The following is a 14,909-nucleotide window of genomic DNA, read 5'->3' on the forward strand; positions in this document are numbered from 1 at the left end:
CCCGGCCCGGCGTTCAGTCCCGCGGCCGAGCCGGGACGGAGGCGGACTCCACCCGCTCCTTCAGCGCGTCGGTCAGCGCCTGGAACCCCTTCTCCGAGGGGGTGATGACCGCACCGGAGAACGGCACCAGCAGACCGCTGAACCGCTCGCTCTGCAGCACGTGCGTGCCGCCGTCCCGGGCCGTGAGCTCGAAGCTGTGCACCCCGTCGAAGACGCCCGGCACACCGAACCGGCCCCGCCAGCGCAGGAGCCGGCCGGGCTCGCTCTCCAGCACGGTGGGCGTGAAGACCATCTCCCGCCCGCCGCCGGGGAGCCGGAACCGCAGGCTCAGCCGCGTGCCCGGAACGGCCCGTCCGGCGGCCTCGACGAGGAAGGGGTTCCACTCGTGGAACCGCTCGAAGTCGGTCAGGACCGCCCACACCTGCTCGGCGGAGGCGGAAATGTGCACTGCGGACGAGATGCGACGCATACGGGGTCCTTCCAGAAGCCCGGCGGGACGTCCACGCGGGGCGGGGCGGAATGTGCCGTGCTCCGGCAAGCGTTGTCCGACGCGACACGCTACTGAACGCCCCCGCACGACCGCACGCGCCGGCCCGGCCCGCACAAGCGACGCCTTAGCGCCCGCGCGGGCGGGGGTACGGCGCGGACCGGCGTCCCCGCCCGGTCCGCGAGGTGCCCGGCGGTGCTCCGGCGACGGCCCCGAAGCCCGCTCGGCCGAGGACGGGGGCCGGGGCCGGCCTCCCCCTGGGCCCCGGCTCCGGCGGAGCGCGTGGCATCATCGGCCGGGGTCAGGACCACGCCGTACGAGGAGCACGATGAACCCCGCTCTCACCGCCCCGCCCGACGGGGGCACCCCCGGCCCGCACGGAGCCGAGAGCCAGGAGCGCACCACCGGCCTGCTGGACGACTTCTCCCTGGAGATGACCGGCAAGGACGTGTCCCGCCTGGAGGAGGCGTCCGACGGCATCCCGCCCGGCACCCGGATCAACATCACCTTCCTCGCCGGCGAGGACCTCGCGACGCGGCTGACGGCCGCCCGCGCCGTCCGCCGGCTCGGCTTCGTCCCCGTGCCCCACATCTCCGCGCGCCGCCTGCCCTCCCGGGCCGCCCTGCAGGAGTTCCTGTCCGGGCTGGCGGCCGACGGCACCGCCGAGAACGTGTTCCTGGTCGGCGGCGACCCCGCCCGGCCCGAGGGCCCCTACGCGGACGCCCTCGCCCTCCTGCGCACCGGGCTGCTCCAGGAGCACGGCGTACGCCACGTCGGCATCAGCGGGTATCCCGAGGGCCACCCGGCGATACCGGACCCCACCCTGTGGTCGGCCCTCACCGACAAGGCGGCCGCCATCGGCGCCCACCGCTTCGGCGGCGACGTCATCACCCAGTTCGGCTTCGACCCCGCCCCGGTCCTCGGCTGGCTGGAGGCCGTCCGCGCCCGGGGCGTCCACCTGCCCGTCCGCATCGGCGTCCCCGGCCCGGCCGGCGTGCGCCGGCTGCTCGGCTACGCCACCCGGTTCGGCGTCGCCACCAGCGCCTCCGTGGCCCGCAAGTACGGTTTCTCGCTGACCAACCTGATGGGTACGACCGGCCCGGACCGCTTCCTGCACGCGCTGGCCGAGCGGTACGACCCGGCACGGCACGGCCGGGTGAAGGTGCACTTCTACACGTTCGGCGGGCTGCGGACCACCGCGGAGTGGGTCGCCCGCTTCCGGCACGAGGACCACACCCCCACCGGACGGCCGTGACGCCGGGTACGCCCTCGCCCCGGCCGCGCCCCTCCCTGGCCACCCCACGTACGTGTCGCATTCTCGCCAGCGGTCCGCCCCCGCCTTGGCCGATCCTGGAGTCATGCAGACAGGGACGCGGACAGGGACGCAGACAGGGACGCAGACGAGGACACGGACGAGGACGCAACCAGGGACGCACTTCGACCGGGAGCACTGCGTACGCGCCGTCCAGTCCAAGGACGCGCGGTTCGACGGCTGGTTCTTCACGGCCGTCCTGACCACCCGCATCTACTGCCGGCCCAGCTGCCCGGTGGTCCCGCCCAAGCCCGAGAACATGACGTTCTACCCGAGCGCCGCCGCCTGCCAGCAGGCCGGCTTCCGGGCCTGCAAGCGCTGCCGCCCCGACACCAGCCCCGGCTCCCCGGAGTGGAACCTGCGCGCCGACCTGGTCGCCCGCGCGATGCGGCTCATCGCCGACGGCGTCGTGGACCGAGAGGGCGTGCCCGGCCTCGCCACCCGGCTCGGCTACAGCACCCGGCAGGTCGAACGCCAACTGCTCGCCGAGCTGGGCGCCGGACCCCTCGCACTGGCCCGAGCCCAGCGCGCCCAGACCGCCCGGCTGCTCATCGAGACCACTCCGCTGCCCATGGCGGAGATCGCCTTCGCCGCCGGCTTCTCCTCCATCCGCACCTTCAACGACACCGTGCGCGAGGTCTTCGCCCTGTCCCCGAGCGAGCTGCGCGCCCGAGTCCCCGGCAGCCGCGCGGCGGCCGCCCCAGGCACCCCCGGCACCCTCGCCCTGCGCCTGCCGTTCCGCGCCCCGCTCAACCCCGACAACCTCTTCGGCCACCTCGCCGCCACCGCCGTACCCGGTGTCGAGGAGTGGCGCGACGGTGCCTACCGGCGCACGCTCCGGCTGCCGTACGGCCACGGCATCGTCGCGCTCGGCCCGCGCCCCGACCACATCGCCTGCCGCCTCACCCTCAGCGACCTGCGCGACCTGACGGTGGCCATCAGCCGCTGCCGCCGGCTGCTCGACCTGGACGCCGACCCCGTCGCCGTCGACGGCAGGCTGCGCACCGATCCGCTGCTCGCGCCCCTGGTCGACCGGGCCCCGGGCCGCCGGGTACCGCGCACGGTCGACGAGGCCGAGTTCGCGGTGCGCGCCGTCCTCGGGCAGCAGGTGTCCACGGCAGCCGCCCGCACCCACGCGGGCCGCCTGGTCACCGCGCACGGCAAGCCCCTCGACGACCCCGAGGGCGGCCTCACCCACCTCTTCCCGTCCGCCGAGGCGCTGGCCGCCGTCGATCCCGAGACCCTGGCGATGCCCCGCACCCGGCGCACCACCTTCACCACCCTCGTCCGGCGACTCGCCGACGGCACCCTGAGCCTGGGCGTCGACTCGGACTGGGCGGAGGCCCGCGCCCGGCTGCTCGCGCTGCCCGGCTTCGGCCCCTGGACGGTCGACGTCATCGCGATGCGGGCCCTCGGCGATCCCGACGCCTTCCTCCCCACCGACCTCGGCATCCGCCGGGCGGCGGGGGAGCTGGGCCTGCCCTCCACCCCGGCCGCGCTCACCGCGCGCGCCGAGGCCTGGCGGCCCTGGCGGGCGTACGCCGTGCAGTACCTGTGGGCGACCGACAGCCACCCGATCAACTTCCTTCCCGTATAAGCCCCTTGGAGTGATGGAAGCCGTGAGACGCCACACCCTGATCGACAGCCCGTACGGCCCGCTCACCCTGGTCGCCGACGCGGACGGCGCCCTGTGCGGCCTGTACATGGCCGAGCAGCGGCACCGGCCGCCCGAGGAGAGCTTCGGCCCGCCGGAGGACGGCCTGCGCTGCTTCGCCGAGGCGGAGGAGCAGCTGTCGGCTTACTTCGCGGGTGAGTTGACCGAGTTCACCCTCGAACTCGCCCTGTACGGGACGCCGTTCCAGCGCCTGGTCTGGGACGGCCTCACCCGCATCCCCTACGGCGAGACCCGCACCTACGGCGAACTCGCCGGCGCCCTCGGCAACCCCGCCGCCTCCCGCGCCGTCGGCCTCGCCAACGGCCGCAACCCCGTCGGCATCATCGTCCCCTGCCACCGCGTGATCGGCTCCGACGGCAGCCTCACCGGCTACGGCGGCGGCCTCCCCCGCAAACGCCGCCTCCTGGACTTCGAACGGGGCTCGGCGCTGTTCTAGCCGACGGGGGCGGCACGGACGGCCGGGACAGGCGTCAGGCTGCGTCCTCGGCGCCGATCCGGCGCAGCAGTGCGGGCAGGGCGGTGCCGATGGGCTCGTGGATCACTTCGGCGGCCCGGTCGTCGTACGGGGTCGGCTCGGCGTTGACGATGATCAGGCGGGCGCCGTGGTCGGCGGCGACGCCCGCGAGGCCGGCGGCGGGCTGCACCTGGAGGGTGCTGCCGACCGCGACGAACACCGTGCAGGCCTTGGCGATGGCGGCCGCCTCGCCCAGCACCACCGGATCGAGCCGTTCGCCGAACATCACCGTGGCCGACTTGAGGATGCCGCCGCAGTCCAGGCATGCCGGGTCGTCCTCGCCGGCCTCGACCCGGGCGAGCGCGTCCGCCATGGAGCCGCGCGCACCGCACTTCGTGCAGACGACACCGTGGGCGCTGCCGTGCAGTTCGAGCACCTTGCGGGCGGGCATCCCGGCCAGCTGGTGCAGCCCGTCCACGTTCTGCGTGAGCACCCGCACCGGGATGCCGGACCGGTCCAGGTCGGCGACGGCACGGTGGGCCGCGTTCGGCCGGGCCCGGAGCGCGCCGCTCTCGCGCCGCATCAGCCAGGACCGCCGCCGCATCTCCGGATCGGCCATGTAGTACTCGTAGGTCACCAGCTTCTCCGCCTCGGGATCGCGCCGCCACAGCCCGTTCGGGCCGCGGTAGTCGGGGATCCCGGAGTCGGTGGAGATACCGGCCCCGCTGAGGACGGCGACGAGAGGCTTGGTCATGCCGCCGAGGGTAGGCCGGGTGCCGTGGCCCGGGCGAACGGATAAAACGTCAGTCGAGCAGGGCCAGGCGGAGGATCGCCAGCGCCGCCAGCGTCAGTGCGGGCGCCGTCCAGGCCCACCCCATGGCCCGGCGTACCGACGGCAGCAGCCACAGGGCCGTCACCGCGCCCGCCGCGGCCAGGGTGAGGAGGCAGGCCGCGGTGATGCCCGCGTACGCGCCGTCGTCCCAGGGGCCGTTGGGACGCGTGACGAGCGCCGCCCAGCAGAAGAACGCGGCGACGAGGGTGAGCAGCGCGACGGGTACCGCGAGAACGCGGCGGACGCCGCCACGGTCGTCGAGCGGGTCGTCGAGGTGGCCGTCGAGCGGGTCCGTGGTGCGCGGCATCGGCGGTCGTCGTCCTCGGGGTCGGGCGGAGCCGTCACGGTCGCCGGGGCGGGCGGAACCGGTCACGGTCGCCGGGTCGGGCGGAAGCCGTCACGGCGGGGAGCCTCCGATGCTAGCGTCCGGGCATGGCCAAGGTGACTGTCTCGCTCGACGCCCAGCTCGTCGTGGAGGTCATGGTGCTCGCCGGTGTCGGGAACCCGCAGGACGCCGTCGAACTGGTCGTCCGCGACTACATCGAGCGCGGACACCGCACGGAGGCGAGGGCCGCCGCCCGCGACGACGCCCTGCGCGAGGTCGACGCCAAGCCCCGCGACCCCGAGGGCTGACCGGCATCCCGCGGCGCCGCCCGCCTCACGCGACCCGGTGGCCGTTCTCCAGCTCGACCGTGGGGGAGCCGTCCGTCACGGCGTCCAGGGCGGCCAGCACCCGGCGCCCGAGGGCACCCGGCAGATGCTCGGGGATCTCCGAGCGCGGCACCACACGCCAGGACAGCAGCTCCTCCTCCTGGAGGCGGATCGCCTTGAGGTCGGCGTCCGCGAGGACACCGCCGTCGTACAGGTACGCCACCAGCGGCGGCCGGCCCGTGCCGTGCACCCAGTCCACGGCCAGCAGCCGGCCCGGCTCACGGTCGAGCCCGATCTCCTCCAGCGTCTCCCGGCGGGCGCCCTGGCGCGGGGTCTCCCCGTCGTCGGACTCGATGGTCCCGCCCGGCAGCGCCCAGCCCTCGCGGTAATTCGGCTCGACGAGCAGCACCCGTCCCTCGTCGTCCCGGAAAAGCACGGCGGCACCGGCGAGGACCCGGGGCAGGCTCGCGATGTACGCGGCGAAGTCTGGAGTCGTGGTCATCCAGGAAGGGTAACCAGCCGCCACCGGGCTACGGCGCGCTCCGGGCCAGGCGCAGGGTGCGTTCGGCCAGCGCACTGATCCGCACGCCGTCGAAGCCGAACACCGCGCTCCGGACGGTGTCCTCCAGCGGCTCCGTCCACTGCTCCGGGATCGCCGCCGCACCGGTGACCACCCCGGCCACCGAGCCGGCGGTCGCGCCGTTGGAGTCGGTGTCCAGGCCGCCGCGTACGGTCAGCGCGATGGTCCGGGTGAAGTCGCCGTCGCCGTACAGCAGCCCCGCGGTGAGCACGGCCGCGTTGGGCACCGTGTGGATCCAGCCGAGGCCGGCCGTCTCCTGCGACACCGTCGCCAGGGTCTCCTCCCAGGGCAGCCTGGTCTCGTGCAGGGTCGCGACCCGCCGGACCGTCCGGGCGAGGCGGCTGCTCGCCGGGATCACCCCGAGCGCCGTGTCCAGGGCGTCCCGGACGGTCGCGGCGGTGAAGGCCGCCGAGACCAGCGCGGCCGCGAACATCGCCCCGTACACGCCGTTGCCGGTGTGCGAGAGCACCGCGTCCCGGCGGGCCAGCCCCGCGGCGCGCGACGGTTCGCCGGGACAGGTCCAGCCGTAGACGTCGGCGCGGATCAGCGCGCCGATCCACTCCTGGTACGGGTTCTCGTACGTCGCCGTCAGCGGCGGTTTCATCCCGTTCGCGAGGTTCCGGTACGCCGCCCGTTCCGCGGTGAAGGTCTGCAGGTACGGCATCCGCAGCAGCCACAGATCGCCGACCTGCTCGGTGGTGAACCCGAAGCCGTGGGTCTCCAGCAGGTGCAGTCCGAGGATCGCGTAGTCCACGTCGTCGTCCCGGCAGCTGCCGTGGATCCGGCCGCGCACGCAGGCCCGCCACTCCGGGCGCAGCACGGCGCTCTCCTCGGCGTCGGCGGGTTCGGGCAGGTAGTCGGTGAGCGGCAGGGCCGCCGCCCGGCGCAGGTAGCGGTCGATGCGCTCGCGGGTCCACACCTCGCCCTGTTCGACCGGTTTGCCGAGCATGTTCCCCGCGATCCGGCCGAGCCAGCCGCCGTGGATGCGGTCGGCCAGGTCGGGTTCGGTCCGCCGGGTGGTCAGGGGCCGCGTGGTCATGGCTGGGGTCTACCCGTTTTCCCGGGCCGACTCCCGGCCGGCCGCCGGCCGCCGCCTCCCACCCGCCGACCGCCGCCTCCCAGTCACCCGCCGCCCAGCCAGCCGCCGCCCGCCTCCCAGCCACCCGCCGCCCGTCCGCCGGCGGCCTTCCACGGTTCGGTCGGGGCATGACGGCGGGTGCGTCCTGCGGTTAAGGTCGCAGCGGCGCGACTGGCCCTGACGTGCGCGGGGCCCGGAGAGCAAGGGGAAAGCAAGGTGGCGGACGCTGCAGTGAACGAGACCCGTCGGGTGCTCATCGCCGCGGACAAGTTCAAGGGCTCGCTGACGGCCGTACAGGTCGCCGAGCGGGTGACGGCCGGGCTGCGCCGGATCGTGCCGGACCTCGAGGTGGAGGCGCTGCCCGTCGCCGACGGCGGCGACGGCACCGTGGACGCGGCGGTGGCGGCCGGCTTCGAACGCCGGGAGGTCCGGGTGGCCGGGCCGCTAGGCGAAGAGGTCACGGCCGCGTTCGCGCTGCGCGGTGGCACGGCGGTCGTGGAGATGGCCGAGGCGAGCGGGCTCCAGCGGCTGCCCGCGGGGGTCTTCGCCCCGCTGACCGCGTCCACGTACGGCTCCGGCGAGCTGCTGCGGGCCGCGCTGGACGCGGGCGCGCGGACGATCGTGTTCGGCGTCGGCGGCAGCGCCACCACGGACGGCGGCGCGGGCATGCTGGCGGCGCTCGGCGCGCGCTTCCTGGACGGCAACGGCGAGCCGGTGTCCCCGGGCGGCGGCGGCCTCGCCGCGCTGGCCCGCGCGGACCTGTCCGGTCTCGACCCGAGGCTCGCCTCGGTCGAGCTGGTGCTGGCCAGTGACGTCGACAACCCGCTGACCGGGCCGAAGGGCGCCCCGGCGGTGTACGGCCCGCAGAAGGGGGCCACGCCGGACGACGTCGAGACCCTGGACGCGGCCCTGGCGCACTTCGCGAAGGTGCTGGAGGGCGAGGCCGGGCCACGGGCGGCGGAGCACGCCGCGTCGCCGGGGCCGGCGCGGCCGGCGGCATCGGGTACGGCGCGCTGCTCATGGGCGCCCGGTTCCGTGCCGGTATCGAGGTCATGCTGGACGTGCTGGGCTTCGCGCCCGCTCTGGAGCGGGCCTCCCTGGTCGTCACCGGCGAGGGCTCGCTGGACGAGCAGACCCTGCACGGCAAGGCACCGGCGGGCGTGGCCGCGGCGGCGCGGGCGGCGGGCAAGGAGGTCGTCGCGGTGTGCGGACGGCTCGCTCTGCCCGAGGAGGCCCTGCTGCGGGCCGGTATCGGCCAGGCGTACCCGCTGACGTCGGTGGAGCCGGACGTCGCCCGGTGCATCGCGGAAGCGGGACCGATCCTGGAGCAGGTCGCCGCCCGGATCGCCGAGGACCACCTGAGCTGAGGCCCCGCCTCGGACGGGCGAGCCCAAGCATGACGAAGGGCCCCGGACCACAGCGGTCCGGGGCCCTTCGTACGAGCGTCGCTACGGCAGCTGTGCCGCGCGTGCCTCGCGTCGGTTGTCGCGGAAGTTGTTCACCCGGCGGGCCGTGGCGAACAGCGGGATCACCGCGCCCATGACCAGCTGCAGGGCGCAGCCCGTCTGGAGGAGCAGCTGACCGCTCGGGGCGTCGAAGGCCCAGGCGGCCAGGAGGCCCATGGACAGGACGATCCAGCCGAGCATCGCGCCGGCGAGGCGGCCCCGCGGCTTCGGGTACTCGACCCGGCTCACCATCAGCCAGGCGGTGCCCAGGATCGCGAGCAGCGTCGCCACGAAGGGCAGCTCCAGCAGCACGATGGAGACGACCGTGAGGGCGCCGAACGGCGAGGGCATGCCCTGGAACATGCCGTCCTTCAAGGTCACGCACGAGAAGCGCGCCAGTCTGAGCACGACGGCCAGGAGCACCACGATCGCCCCGAGCGCCGCCACTCTCTGGTGGGCGTCGTCCGCGACCATGCCGTAGACGAGGACGAAGTACGCGGGCGCCAGGCCGAAGCTGATCAGGTCGGACAGGTTGTCCAGCTCGGCGCCCATGGGGGAGGAGCGCAGCTTCCTCGCCACCAGGCCGTCGAACAGGTCGAACACGGCCGCGCAGAGCATCAGGATCACGGCGGTGGCGGCGCTGTGCCGGGCCATGCCGGCGGACTCGTCGTTGCCCGTGAGGTGCGGGATGAGGATCCCGGTGGTGGTGAAGTACACCGCCATGAATCCGCACGTCGCGTTGCCCAGGGTGAGGGTGTCCGCTATCGACAGGCGGAGAGAGAGGGGCATCTCCTCCTCTTCGTCCACCTCGTCTGCCTCGGGCACCCAGCCCGCCTGGGTCTCCGGATCAATCACGGTCAATGCGAGTCACCCCAGCCACGGTCTTCTGACCGACCTCGACGGCGACCTCCACGCCCTCGGGCAGGTAGAGGTCGACACGCGAGCCGAAGCGGATCAGACCGATACGGTCGCCCTGCTCGACCTTCGTGCCCTCGGGAAGGTAGGGCACGATGCGGCGGGCCACCGCGCCGGCGATCTGGATCATCTCGATGTCGCCGAGTTCGGTGTCGAAATGCCAGACTACGCGCTCGTTGTTCTCGCTCTCCTTGTTGAAAGCGGGAACGAAGCCGCCGGGGATGTGCTCGACCGACGTCACCGTGCCCGCGAGGGGCGCGCGGTTGACGTGGACGTTGAGCGGGCTCATGAAGATCGCGACGCGGGTGCGCCCGTCCTTCCACGGCATGATGCTCTGCACCACGCCGTCGGCGGGGGAGATGACCCGGCCCGTGGCGATCTCGCGCTCGGGGTCGCGGAAGAACCACAGCATGCCCGCCGCGAGCGCGGTGGCGGGCACGGCGACGGCCCTGGCCGCGCCCGAGCGGCGGGCACGGGCCAGGCTGAGGGCTGCGGTGGCGACGGTCGGAAGAAGCCACGGCGATGCTCCGCGCGCGAGGCGTACGCCTGCTCGGCTGTCGCGAGGTGCAGAGGTTTGGCTGTGGGGCATGGATGACCTTCGTAGCGGATGATGCCGCGCTTCGACGGGGGACGGCGGCTTTCCCGGGATCGTACCGGTCGGGGCCTACAACTGGGCAAGCCAGTCAGCCGAGTCGGCGGCCGAAGGCCGCCTACGGGGTGTGATCTTCTTCTCGAAGAAAACACCCCGTAACCGGACAATCAGCCCTGGAATCGATACTCTTCGAGCAGTCTGCGCCCGATGATCATTTTCTGGATCTCGGCAGTGCCTTCACCGATGAGCAGCATCGGGGCCTCGCGGTAGAGGCGCTCGATCTCGTACTCCTTGGAGAAGCCGTAGCCGCCGTGGATCCGGAAGGCATCCTCCACGACCTCCTTGCAGTACTCGGAGGCGAGGTACTTCGCCATCCCTGCTTCGAGGTCGTTTCGTTCGCCGGAGTCCTTTTTACGTGCAGCGTTCACCATCATGGCATGCGCCGCCTCCACCTTGGTGGCCATCTCCGCCAGTTTGAACTGGATGGCCTGGTGCTGGGCGATCGGCTTGCCGAAAGTGTGACGCTGCTGGGCGTACTGGACGCCCAGCTCGAAGGCACGCTGGGCGACACCGCAGCCACGGGCCGCCACATTGACGCGGCCGACCTCGACGCCGTCCATCATTTGGTAAAAACCTCGGCCGGTGACGCCGCCGAGCACCCGATCGGCCGGAATCCGCAGGCCGTCCATGATCAACTCGGTGGTGTCGACGCCCTTGTAGCCCATCTTGTCGATCTTGCCGGGGATGGTGAGGCCCGGGCGGACCTCGCCGAAGCCCGGCTCCTTCTCGACCAGGAAGGTGGTCATCGACTTGTGGGGCGCGGTGCCCTCGGGGTGTCCTTCGTCACTTCGGACCAGCACGGCCACCAGGGACGACGTACCGCCGTTCGTCAGCCACATCTTCTGGCCGTTGAGGACGTACTCGTCGCCGTCCTTGACCGCCTTGGACGTGATCGCCGACACGTCGGAGCCGAGACCCGGCTCCGACATCGAGAAGGCGCCCCGGATGTCGCCGGCCGCCATCCGCGGCAGGAAGTGCTCCTTCTGCTCCTGCGTGCCGTGCTGCTTGAGCATGTACGCCACGATGAAGTGGGTGTTGATGATGCCGGACACCGACATCCAGCCACGGGCGATCTCCTCCACGCACAGCGCGTAGGTGAGGAGCGACTCGCCCAGGCCCCCGTACTCCTCGGGGATCATCAGACCGAAGAGGCCGAGTTCCTTCAGGCCGTCCACGATCTGCTGCGGGTACTCGTCGCGATGCTCCAGCCCGGTCGCGACAGGGATGATCTCCTTGTCGACGAAGTCCCGGACCGTGGAGAGGATCTCCTGCTGGACGTCGGTCAGACCGGCGGTCTGGGCGAGACGGGCCATCTCTACTTCTCCTGCTGCTTCGGTTCGGGGCGGCCCGGCTGCTCGCCGCCGCGCTCCTTGATGTACGTCTCGGTGGGCACCATGACCTTGCGGCGGAAGACGCACACCAGGGTGCCGTCCTGCTTGTAGCCCTTGGTCTCGACGTAGACGATGCCGCGGTCGTCCTTCGACTTCGACGGCCACTTGTCCAGCACGGTCGTCTGGCCGTAGATCGTGTCGCCGTGGAAGGTCGGCGCCACGTGCTTGAGCGACTCGATCTCCAGGTTGGCGATCGCCTTGCCGGAGATGTCCGGCACGGACATGCCGAGCAGCAGCGAGTAGATGTAGTTGCCCACGACGACGTTCCTGCCGAAGTCCGTCGTCTTCTCCGCATAGTTGGTGTCCATGTGGAGCGGGTGGTGGTTCATGGTGAGGAGACAGAACAGGTGGTCGTCGTACTCCGTGACCGTCTTGCCCGGCCAGTGCTTGTACGTCGCGCCGACCTCGAACTCCTCGTAGGTGCGTCCGAACTGCATCGCGCTCAGGCCTCCGGGATCTCGAACTTCGACGTGCGCTGCATGCCGGCGGCCCGGCCCTTGCCGGAGATGACCAGGGCCATCTTGCGGCTGGCCTCGTCGATCATCTCGTCGCCGAGCATCGCGGAGCCCTTCTTGCCGCCCGCCTCGGACGTGTAGTAGTCGTACGCGTCCAGGATCAGCTCGGCGTGGTCGTAGTCCTCCTGCGACGGCGAGAAGATCTCGTTGGACGCCTCGACCTGACCGGGGTGCAGCACCCACTTGCCGTCGAAGCCGAGCGCGGCGGCGCGCTGCGCGACCTCGCGGTAGCCCTCGACGTTGCGGATCTGCAGGTAGGGGCCGTCGATCGCCTGGAGGTTGTTGGCGCGGGCGGCCATCAGGATCTTCATCAGGATGTAGTGGTAGGCGTCCGCCGGGTAACCGGGCGGCTGCTCGCCCACGACCAGCGACTTCATGTTGATGGACGCCATGAAGTCGGCCGGGCCGAAGATGATCGTCTCGACACGCGGGGAGGCCTGCGCGATCTCGTTGACGTTGTTCAGGCCCTGCGCGTTCTCGATCTGCGCCTCGATGCCGATCTTGCCGACCTCGAAGCCCATGGTCTTCTCGATCTGCGTGAGCAGCAGGTCGAGGGCGACGACCTGCTGGGCCGTCTGCACCTTCGGCAGCATGATGCAGTCGAGGTTCTGGCCGGCGCCCTCGACGACGGTCACGACGTCGCGGTACGTCCATTCGGTCGTCCAGTCGTTGACGCGCACGACCCGCGTCTTGCCCGTCCAGTCGCCCTCGTTGAGGAACTTGACGATGGTGTGCCGCGCCTCCGGCTTGGCGAGCGGCGCGCACGCGTCCTCCAGGTCCAGGAAGACCTGGTCCGCCGGCAGGCCCTGCGCCTTCTCGAGGAAGCGCGGGTTCGAGCCCGGAACGGCCAGGCAGGAGCGCCGCGGGCGAAGGCGGTTGACGGTCGTCATGCGGGGACCTCCAGAGGGTCGAGCTTGTTCGCTTTCCGGATCTCGTCGACGATGCGGCCGATGATTCCGGTGATGTCGAAGTCCTTCGGGGTGAAGACGGCGGCCACTCCGGCGGCCCTGAGCTGGTCGGCGTCCCCGTTCGGGATGATGCCACCTGCGATCACCGGTATATCTGTGGCACCGGCCACACGCAGCCGCTGGAGCACGTCCGGCACCAGCTGGGCGTGCGAGCCCGACAGGATCGACAGGCCGACGGCGTGGACGTCCTCGGCGAGCGCCGCGTCCACGATCTGCTCGGGCGTCAGCCGGATGCCCTGGTAGACCACCTCGAAGCCGGCGTCGCGGGCCCGGACGGCTATCTGCTCGGCGCCGTTGGAGTGCCCGTCCAGGCCGGGCTTGCCGACCAGGAAGCGCAGTTTGCCGACGCCCAGTTCACGGGCGGTGCCGTCCACCTTGGCGCGGACCTCGGCGAGCGCCGAGCCCGGCTCGGCCGTGACCGCCACCGGCGCCGACGACACCCCGGTGGGCGCCCGGAACTCGCCGAACACCTCCCGCAGGGCCCCGGCCCACTCGCCGGTCGTGACACCGGCGCGGGCGCACTCCAGCGTGGCCTCCATCAGGTTGTCGGTGCCCTTCGCGGCCTCCTTCAGCCGGTCCAGCGCCTTGCACGGGCGCGGGTGGTTGAAGGGCGGCTGGTAGCGGGTGTCGCGCCAGTGCTGGAGGGACTCGATGACGCGGGCCTCGACCGCCGGGTCGACCGTCATGATCGCCGTGTCCAGATCGGCCGTCAGCGGGTTCGGCTCGGTGCCCTCGAAGGCGTTGACACCGATGATCTTCTCCTCGCCGGACTCGATCCGCGCCCGCCGCTCGGCGTGCGAGGCGACCAGCTGGGACTTCAGGTAGCCGGACTCCACGGCGGCCATCGCGCCGCCCATCTCCTGGATCCGCTCGATCTCGGCGAGGGACTCCGCCACGAGGGCGTCCACCTTCGCCTCGACGACGTGCGAGCCCGCGAAGATGTCCTCGTACTCCAGCAGATCGCTCTCGTAGGCGAGCACCTGCTGGATGCGCAGGCTCCACTGCTGGTCCCAGGGCCGGGGCAGGCCCAGCGCCTCGTTCCAGGCCGGCAGCTGCACGGCACGCGCGCGTGCGTCCTTGGAGAGGGTCACGGCCAGCATCTCGAGCACGATCCGCTGGACGTTGTTCTCCGGCTGCGCCTCGGTCAGGCCCAGCGAGTTGACCTGGACTCCGTAGCGGAACCGGCGCTGCTTGGGGTTCTCGATGCCGTACCGCTCATGGGTGACCTTGTCCCAGATGCGGCCGAACGCCCGCATCTTGCACATCTCCTCGACGAAGCGGACGCCCGCGTTCACGAAGAAGGAGATGCGCGCGACGACGTCGCCCATGCGCTCCTGCGGCACCTGGCCGGAGTCGCGCACCGCGTCGAGCACGGCGATCGCGGTGGACATCGCGTACGCGATCTCCTGCACCGGCGTGGCCCCGGCCTCCTGCAGGTGGTAGCTGCAGATGTTGATCGGGTTCCACTTCGGGATGTGGGAGACCGTGTACGCGATCATGTCCGTCGTCAGGCGGAGGCTCGGCCCCGGCGGGAAGACGTGCGTCCCCCGGGACAGGTACTCCTTGACGATGTCGTTCTGGGTCGTGCCCTGGAGCTTGGTGATGTCCGCGCCCTGCTCCTCGGCGACGACCTGGTAGAGCGCCAGCAGCCACATGGCGGTGGCGTTGATCGTCATCGAGGTGTTCATCTGCTCCAGGGGGATGTCCTGGAACAGCCGGCGCATGTCACCGAGGTGCGCGACGGGCACACCGACCCGGCCGACCTCGCCGCGGGCGAGGATGTGGTCCGAGTCGTAGCCGGTCTGCGTCGGCAGGTCGAACGCCACCGACAGGCCGGTCTGGCCCTTGGCGAGGTTGCGCCGGTACAGCTCGTTGGACGCCTCCGCGGTCGAGTGACCCGCGTACGTCCGCATGAGCCACGGACGGTCCTTCTGACGCTCTGTCATCTAAGGCC

General features: G+C 72.0%; 15 protein-coding genes and 1 pseudogene. 5 read left to right on the forward strand and 11 right to left on the reverse strand.

Annotated features, from left to right (window positions below; translation table 11 throughout):
* Window positions 1-13: 13 nt before the first annotated feature.
* A complete protein-coding gene (locus tag N8I86_RS30255; RefSeq protein WP_073891876.1) occupies window positions 14-469 on the reverse strand; it encodes an SRPBCC domain-containing protein in 456 nt (151 codons plus the stop codon).
* Window positions 470-920: 451 nt separating this feature from the next.
* On the opposite strand from N8I86_RS30255, the gene N8I86_RS30260 reads away from it, so the two are divergent.
* From N8I86_RS30260 to N8I86_RS30270, 3 genes are all read left to right on the forward strand, one after another.
* Window positions 921-1,742: a methylenetetrahydrofolate reductase gene (locus N8I86_RS30260; protein WP_073892216.1), complete on the forward strand. Its 822-nt coding sequence runs from the start codon at window positions 921-923 to the stop codon at window positions 1,740-1,742.
* A 103-nt stretch (window positions 1,743-1,845) separates the two neighbouring features.
* A complete protein-coding gene (locus N8I86_RS30265; RefSeq protein ID WP_263279172.1) occupies window positions 1,846-3,396 on the forward strand; it encodes a DNA-3-methyladenine glycosylase 2 in 1,551 nt (516 codons plus the stop codon).
* Window positions 3,397-3,409: 13 nt separating this feature from the next.
* Entirely contained in the window at window positions 3,410-3,910 is a 501-nt protein-coding gene (locus tag N8I86_RS30270; RefSeq protein WP_073891871.1) for a methylated-DNA--[protein]-cysteine S-methyltransferase, read from the forward strand.
* Between the two features lie 34 nt (window positions 3,911-3,944).
* Here N8I86_RS30270 and N8I86_RS30275 read toward each other — a convergent pair whose 3' ends face one another.
* Together N8I86_RS30275 and N8I86_RS30280 are read right to left on the reverse strand one after the other, a co-directional pair.
* On the reverse strand, window positions 3,945-4,682 hold the full coding sequence (locus tag N8I86_RS30275) for an SIR2 family NAD-dependent protein deacylase (protein ID WP_263279173.1): 738 nt from the start codon (window positions 4,680-4,682) through the stop codon (window positions 3,945-3,947).
* Between the two features lie 49 nt (window positions 4,683-4,731).
* The gene (locus N8I86_RS30280) at window positions 4,732-5,067 is read right to left on the reverse strand and encodes a hypothetical protein (protein WP_263279174.1); all 336 of its coding nucleotides are present in this window, start codon (window positions 5,065-5,067) and stop codon (window positions 4,732-4,734) included.
* Between the two features lie 125 nt (window positions 5,068-5,192).
* Between N8I86_RS30280 and N8I86_RS30285 the strand changes: the two genes are divergently transcribed.
* On the forward strand, window positions 5,193-5,393 hold the full coding sequence (locus N8I86_RS30285; protein ID WP_123440213.1) for a type II toxin-antitoxin system VapB family antitoxin: 201 nt from the start codon (window positions 5,193-5,195) through the stop codon (window positions 5,391-5,393).
* 25 nt (window positions 5,394-5,418) lie between these two features.
* On the opposite strand, the gene N8I86_RS30290 is transcribed toward N8I86_RS30285, so the two are convergent.
* Together N8I86_RS30290 and N8I86_RS30295 are read right to left on the reverse strand one after the other, a co-directional pair.
* Window positions 5,419-5,913: an NUDIX domain-containing protein gene (locus N8I86_RS30290; protein WP_123440214.1), complete on the reverse strand. Its 495-nt coding sequence runs from the start codon at window positions 5,911-5,913 to the stop codon at window positions 5,419-5,421.
* Window positions 5,914-5,941: 28 nt separating this feature from the next.
* Window positions 5,942-7,030, reverse strand: coding sequence for an ADP-ribosylglycohydrolase family protein (locus N8I86_RS30295; RefSeq protein WP_198960366.1), 1,089 nt, complete (start codon window positions 7,028-7,030; stop codon window positions 5,942-5,944).
* 288 nt (window positions 7,031-7,318) lie between these two features.
* Between N8I86_RS30295 and N8I86_RS30300 the strand changes: the two are divergent.
* Window positions 7,319-8,436: pseudogene (locus N8I86_RS30300) on the forward strand (glycerate kinase).
* A gap of 81 nt (window positions 8,437-8,517) precedes the next feature.
* On the opposite strand, the gene pssA reads toward N8I86_RS30300, so the two are convergent.
* From pssA to N8I86_RS30330, 6 genes are all read right to left on the reverse strand, one after another.
* Window positions 8,518-9,339: a CDP-diacylglycerol--serine O-phosphatidyltransferase gene (pssA, locus tag N8I86_RS30305; RefSeq protein ID WP_073891855.1), complete on the reverse strand. Its 822-nt coding sequence runs from the start codon at window positions 9,337-9,339 to the stop codon at window positions 8,518-8,520.
* A 22-nt stretch (window positions 9,340-9,361) separates the two neighbouring features.
* The gene (locus N8I86_RS30310; RefSeq protein ID WP_073891853.1) at window positions 9,362-10,018 is read right to left on the reverse strand and encodes a phosphatidylserine decarboxylase; all 657 of its coding nucleotides are present in this window, start codon (window positions 10,016-10,018) and stop codon (window positions 9,362-9,364) included.
* A 170-nt stretch (window positions 10,019-10,188) separates the two neighbouring features.
* Entirely contained in the window at window positions 10,189-11,394 is a 1,206-nt protein-coding gene (locus N8I86_RS30315) for an acyl-CoA dehydrogenase family protein (RefSeq protein WP_073891851.1), read from the reverse strand.
* 2 nt (window positions 11,395-11,396) lie between these two features.
* Entirely contained in the window at window positions 11,397-11,909 is a 513-nt protein-coding gene (locus N8I86_RS30320; protein ID WP_073891848.1) for a MaoC family dehydratase, read from the reverse strand.
* A gap of 5 nt (window positions 11,910-11,914) precedes the next feature.
* Window positions 11,915-12,877, reverse strand: a complete 963-nt coding sequence (locus N8I86_RS30325) for an HpcH/HpaI aldolase/citrate lyase family protein (protein WP_073891846.1) — start codon at window positions 12,875-12,877, stop codon at window positions 11,915-11,917.
* Window positions 12,874-14,901, reverse strand: a complete 2,028-nt coding sequence (locus N8I86_RS30330; protein WP_073891844.1) for a protein meaA — start codon at window positions 14,899-14,901, stop codon at window positions 12,874-12,876. Before N8I86_RS30330 ends, N8I86_RS30325 begins: the two co-directional genes overlap by 4 nt.
* Window positions 14,902-14,909: the final 8 nt, after the last annotated feature.

Origin of the sequence: Streptomyces albidicamelliae (assembly GCF_025642175.1) — a bacterium.
GTDB lineage: Bacteria > Actinomycetota > Actinomycetes > Streptomycetales > Streptomycetaceae > Streptomyces > Streptomyces albidocamelliae.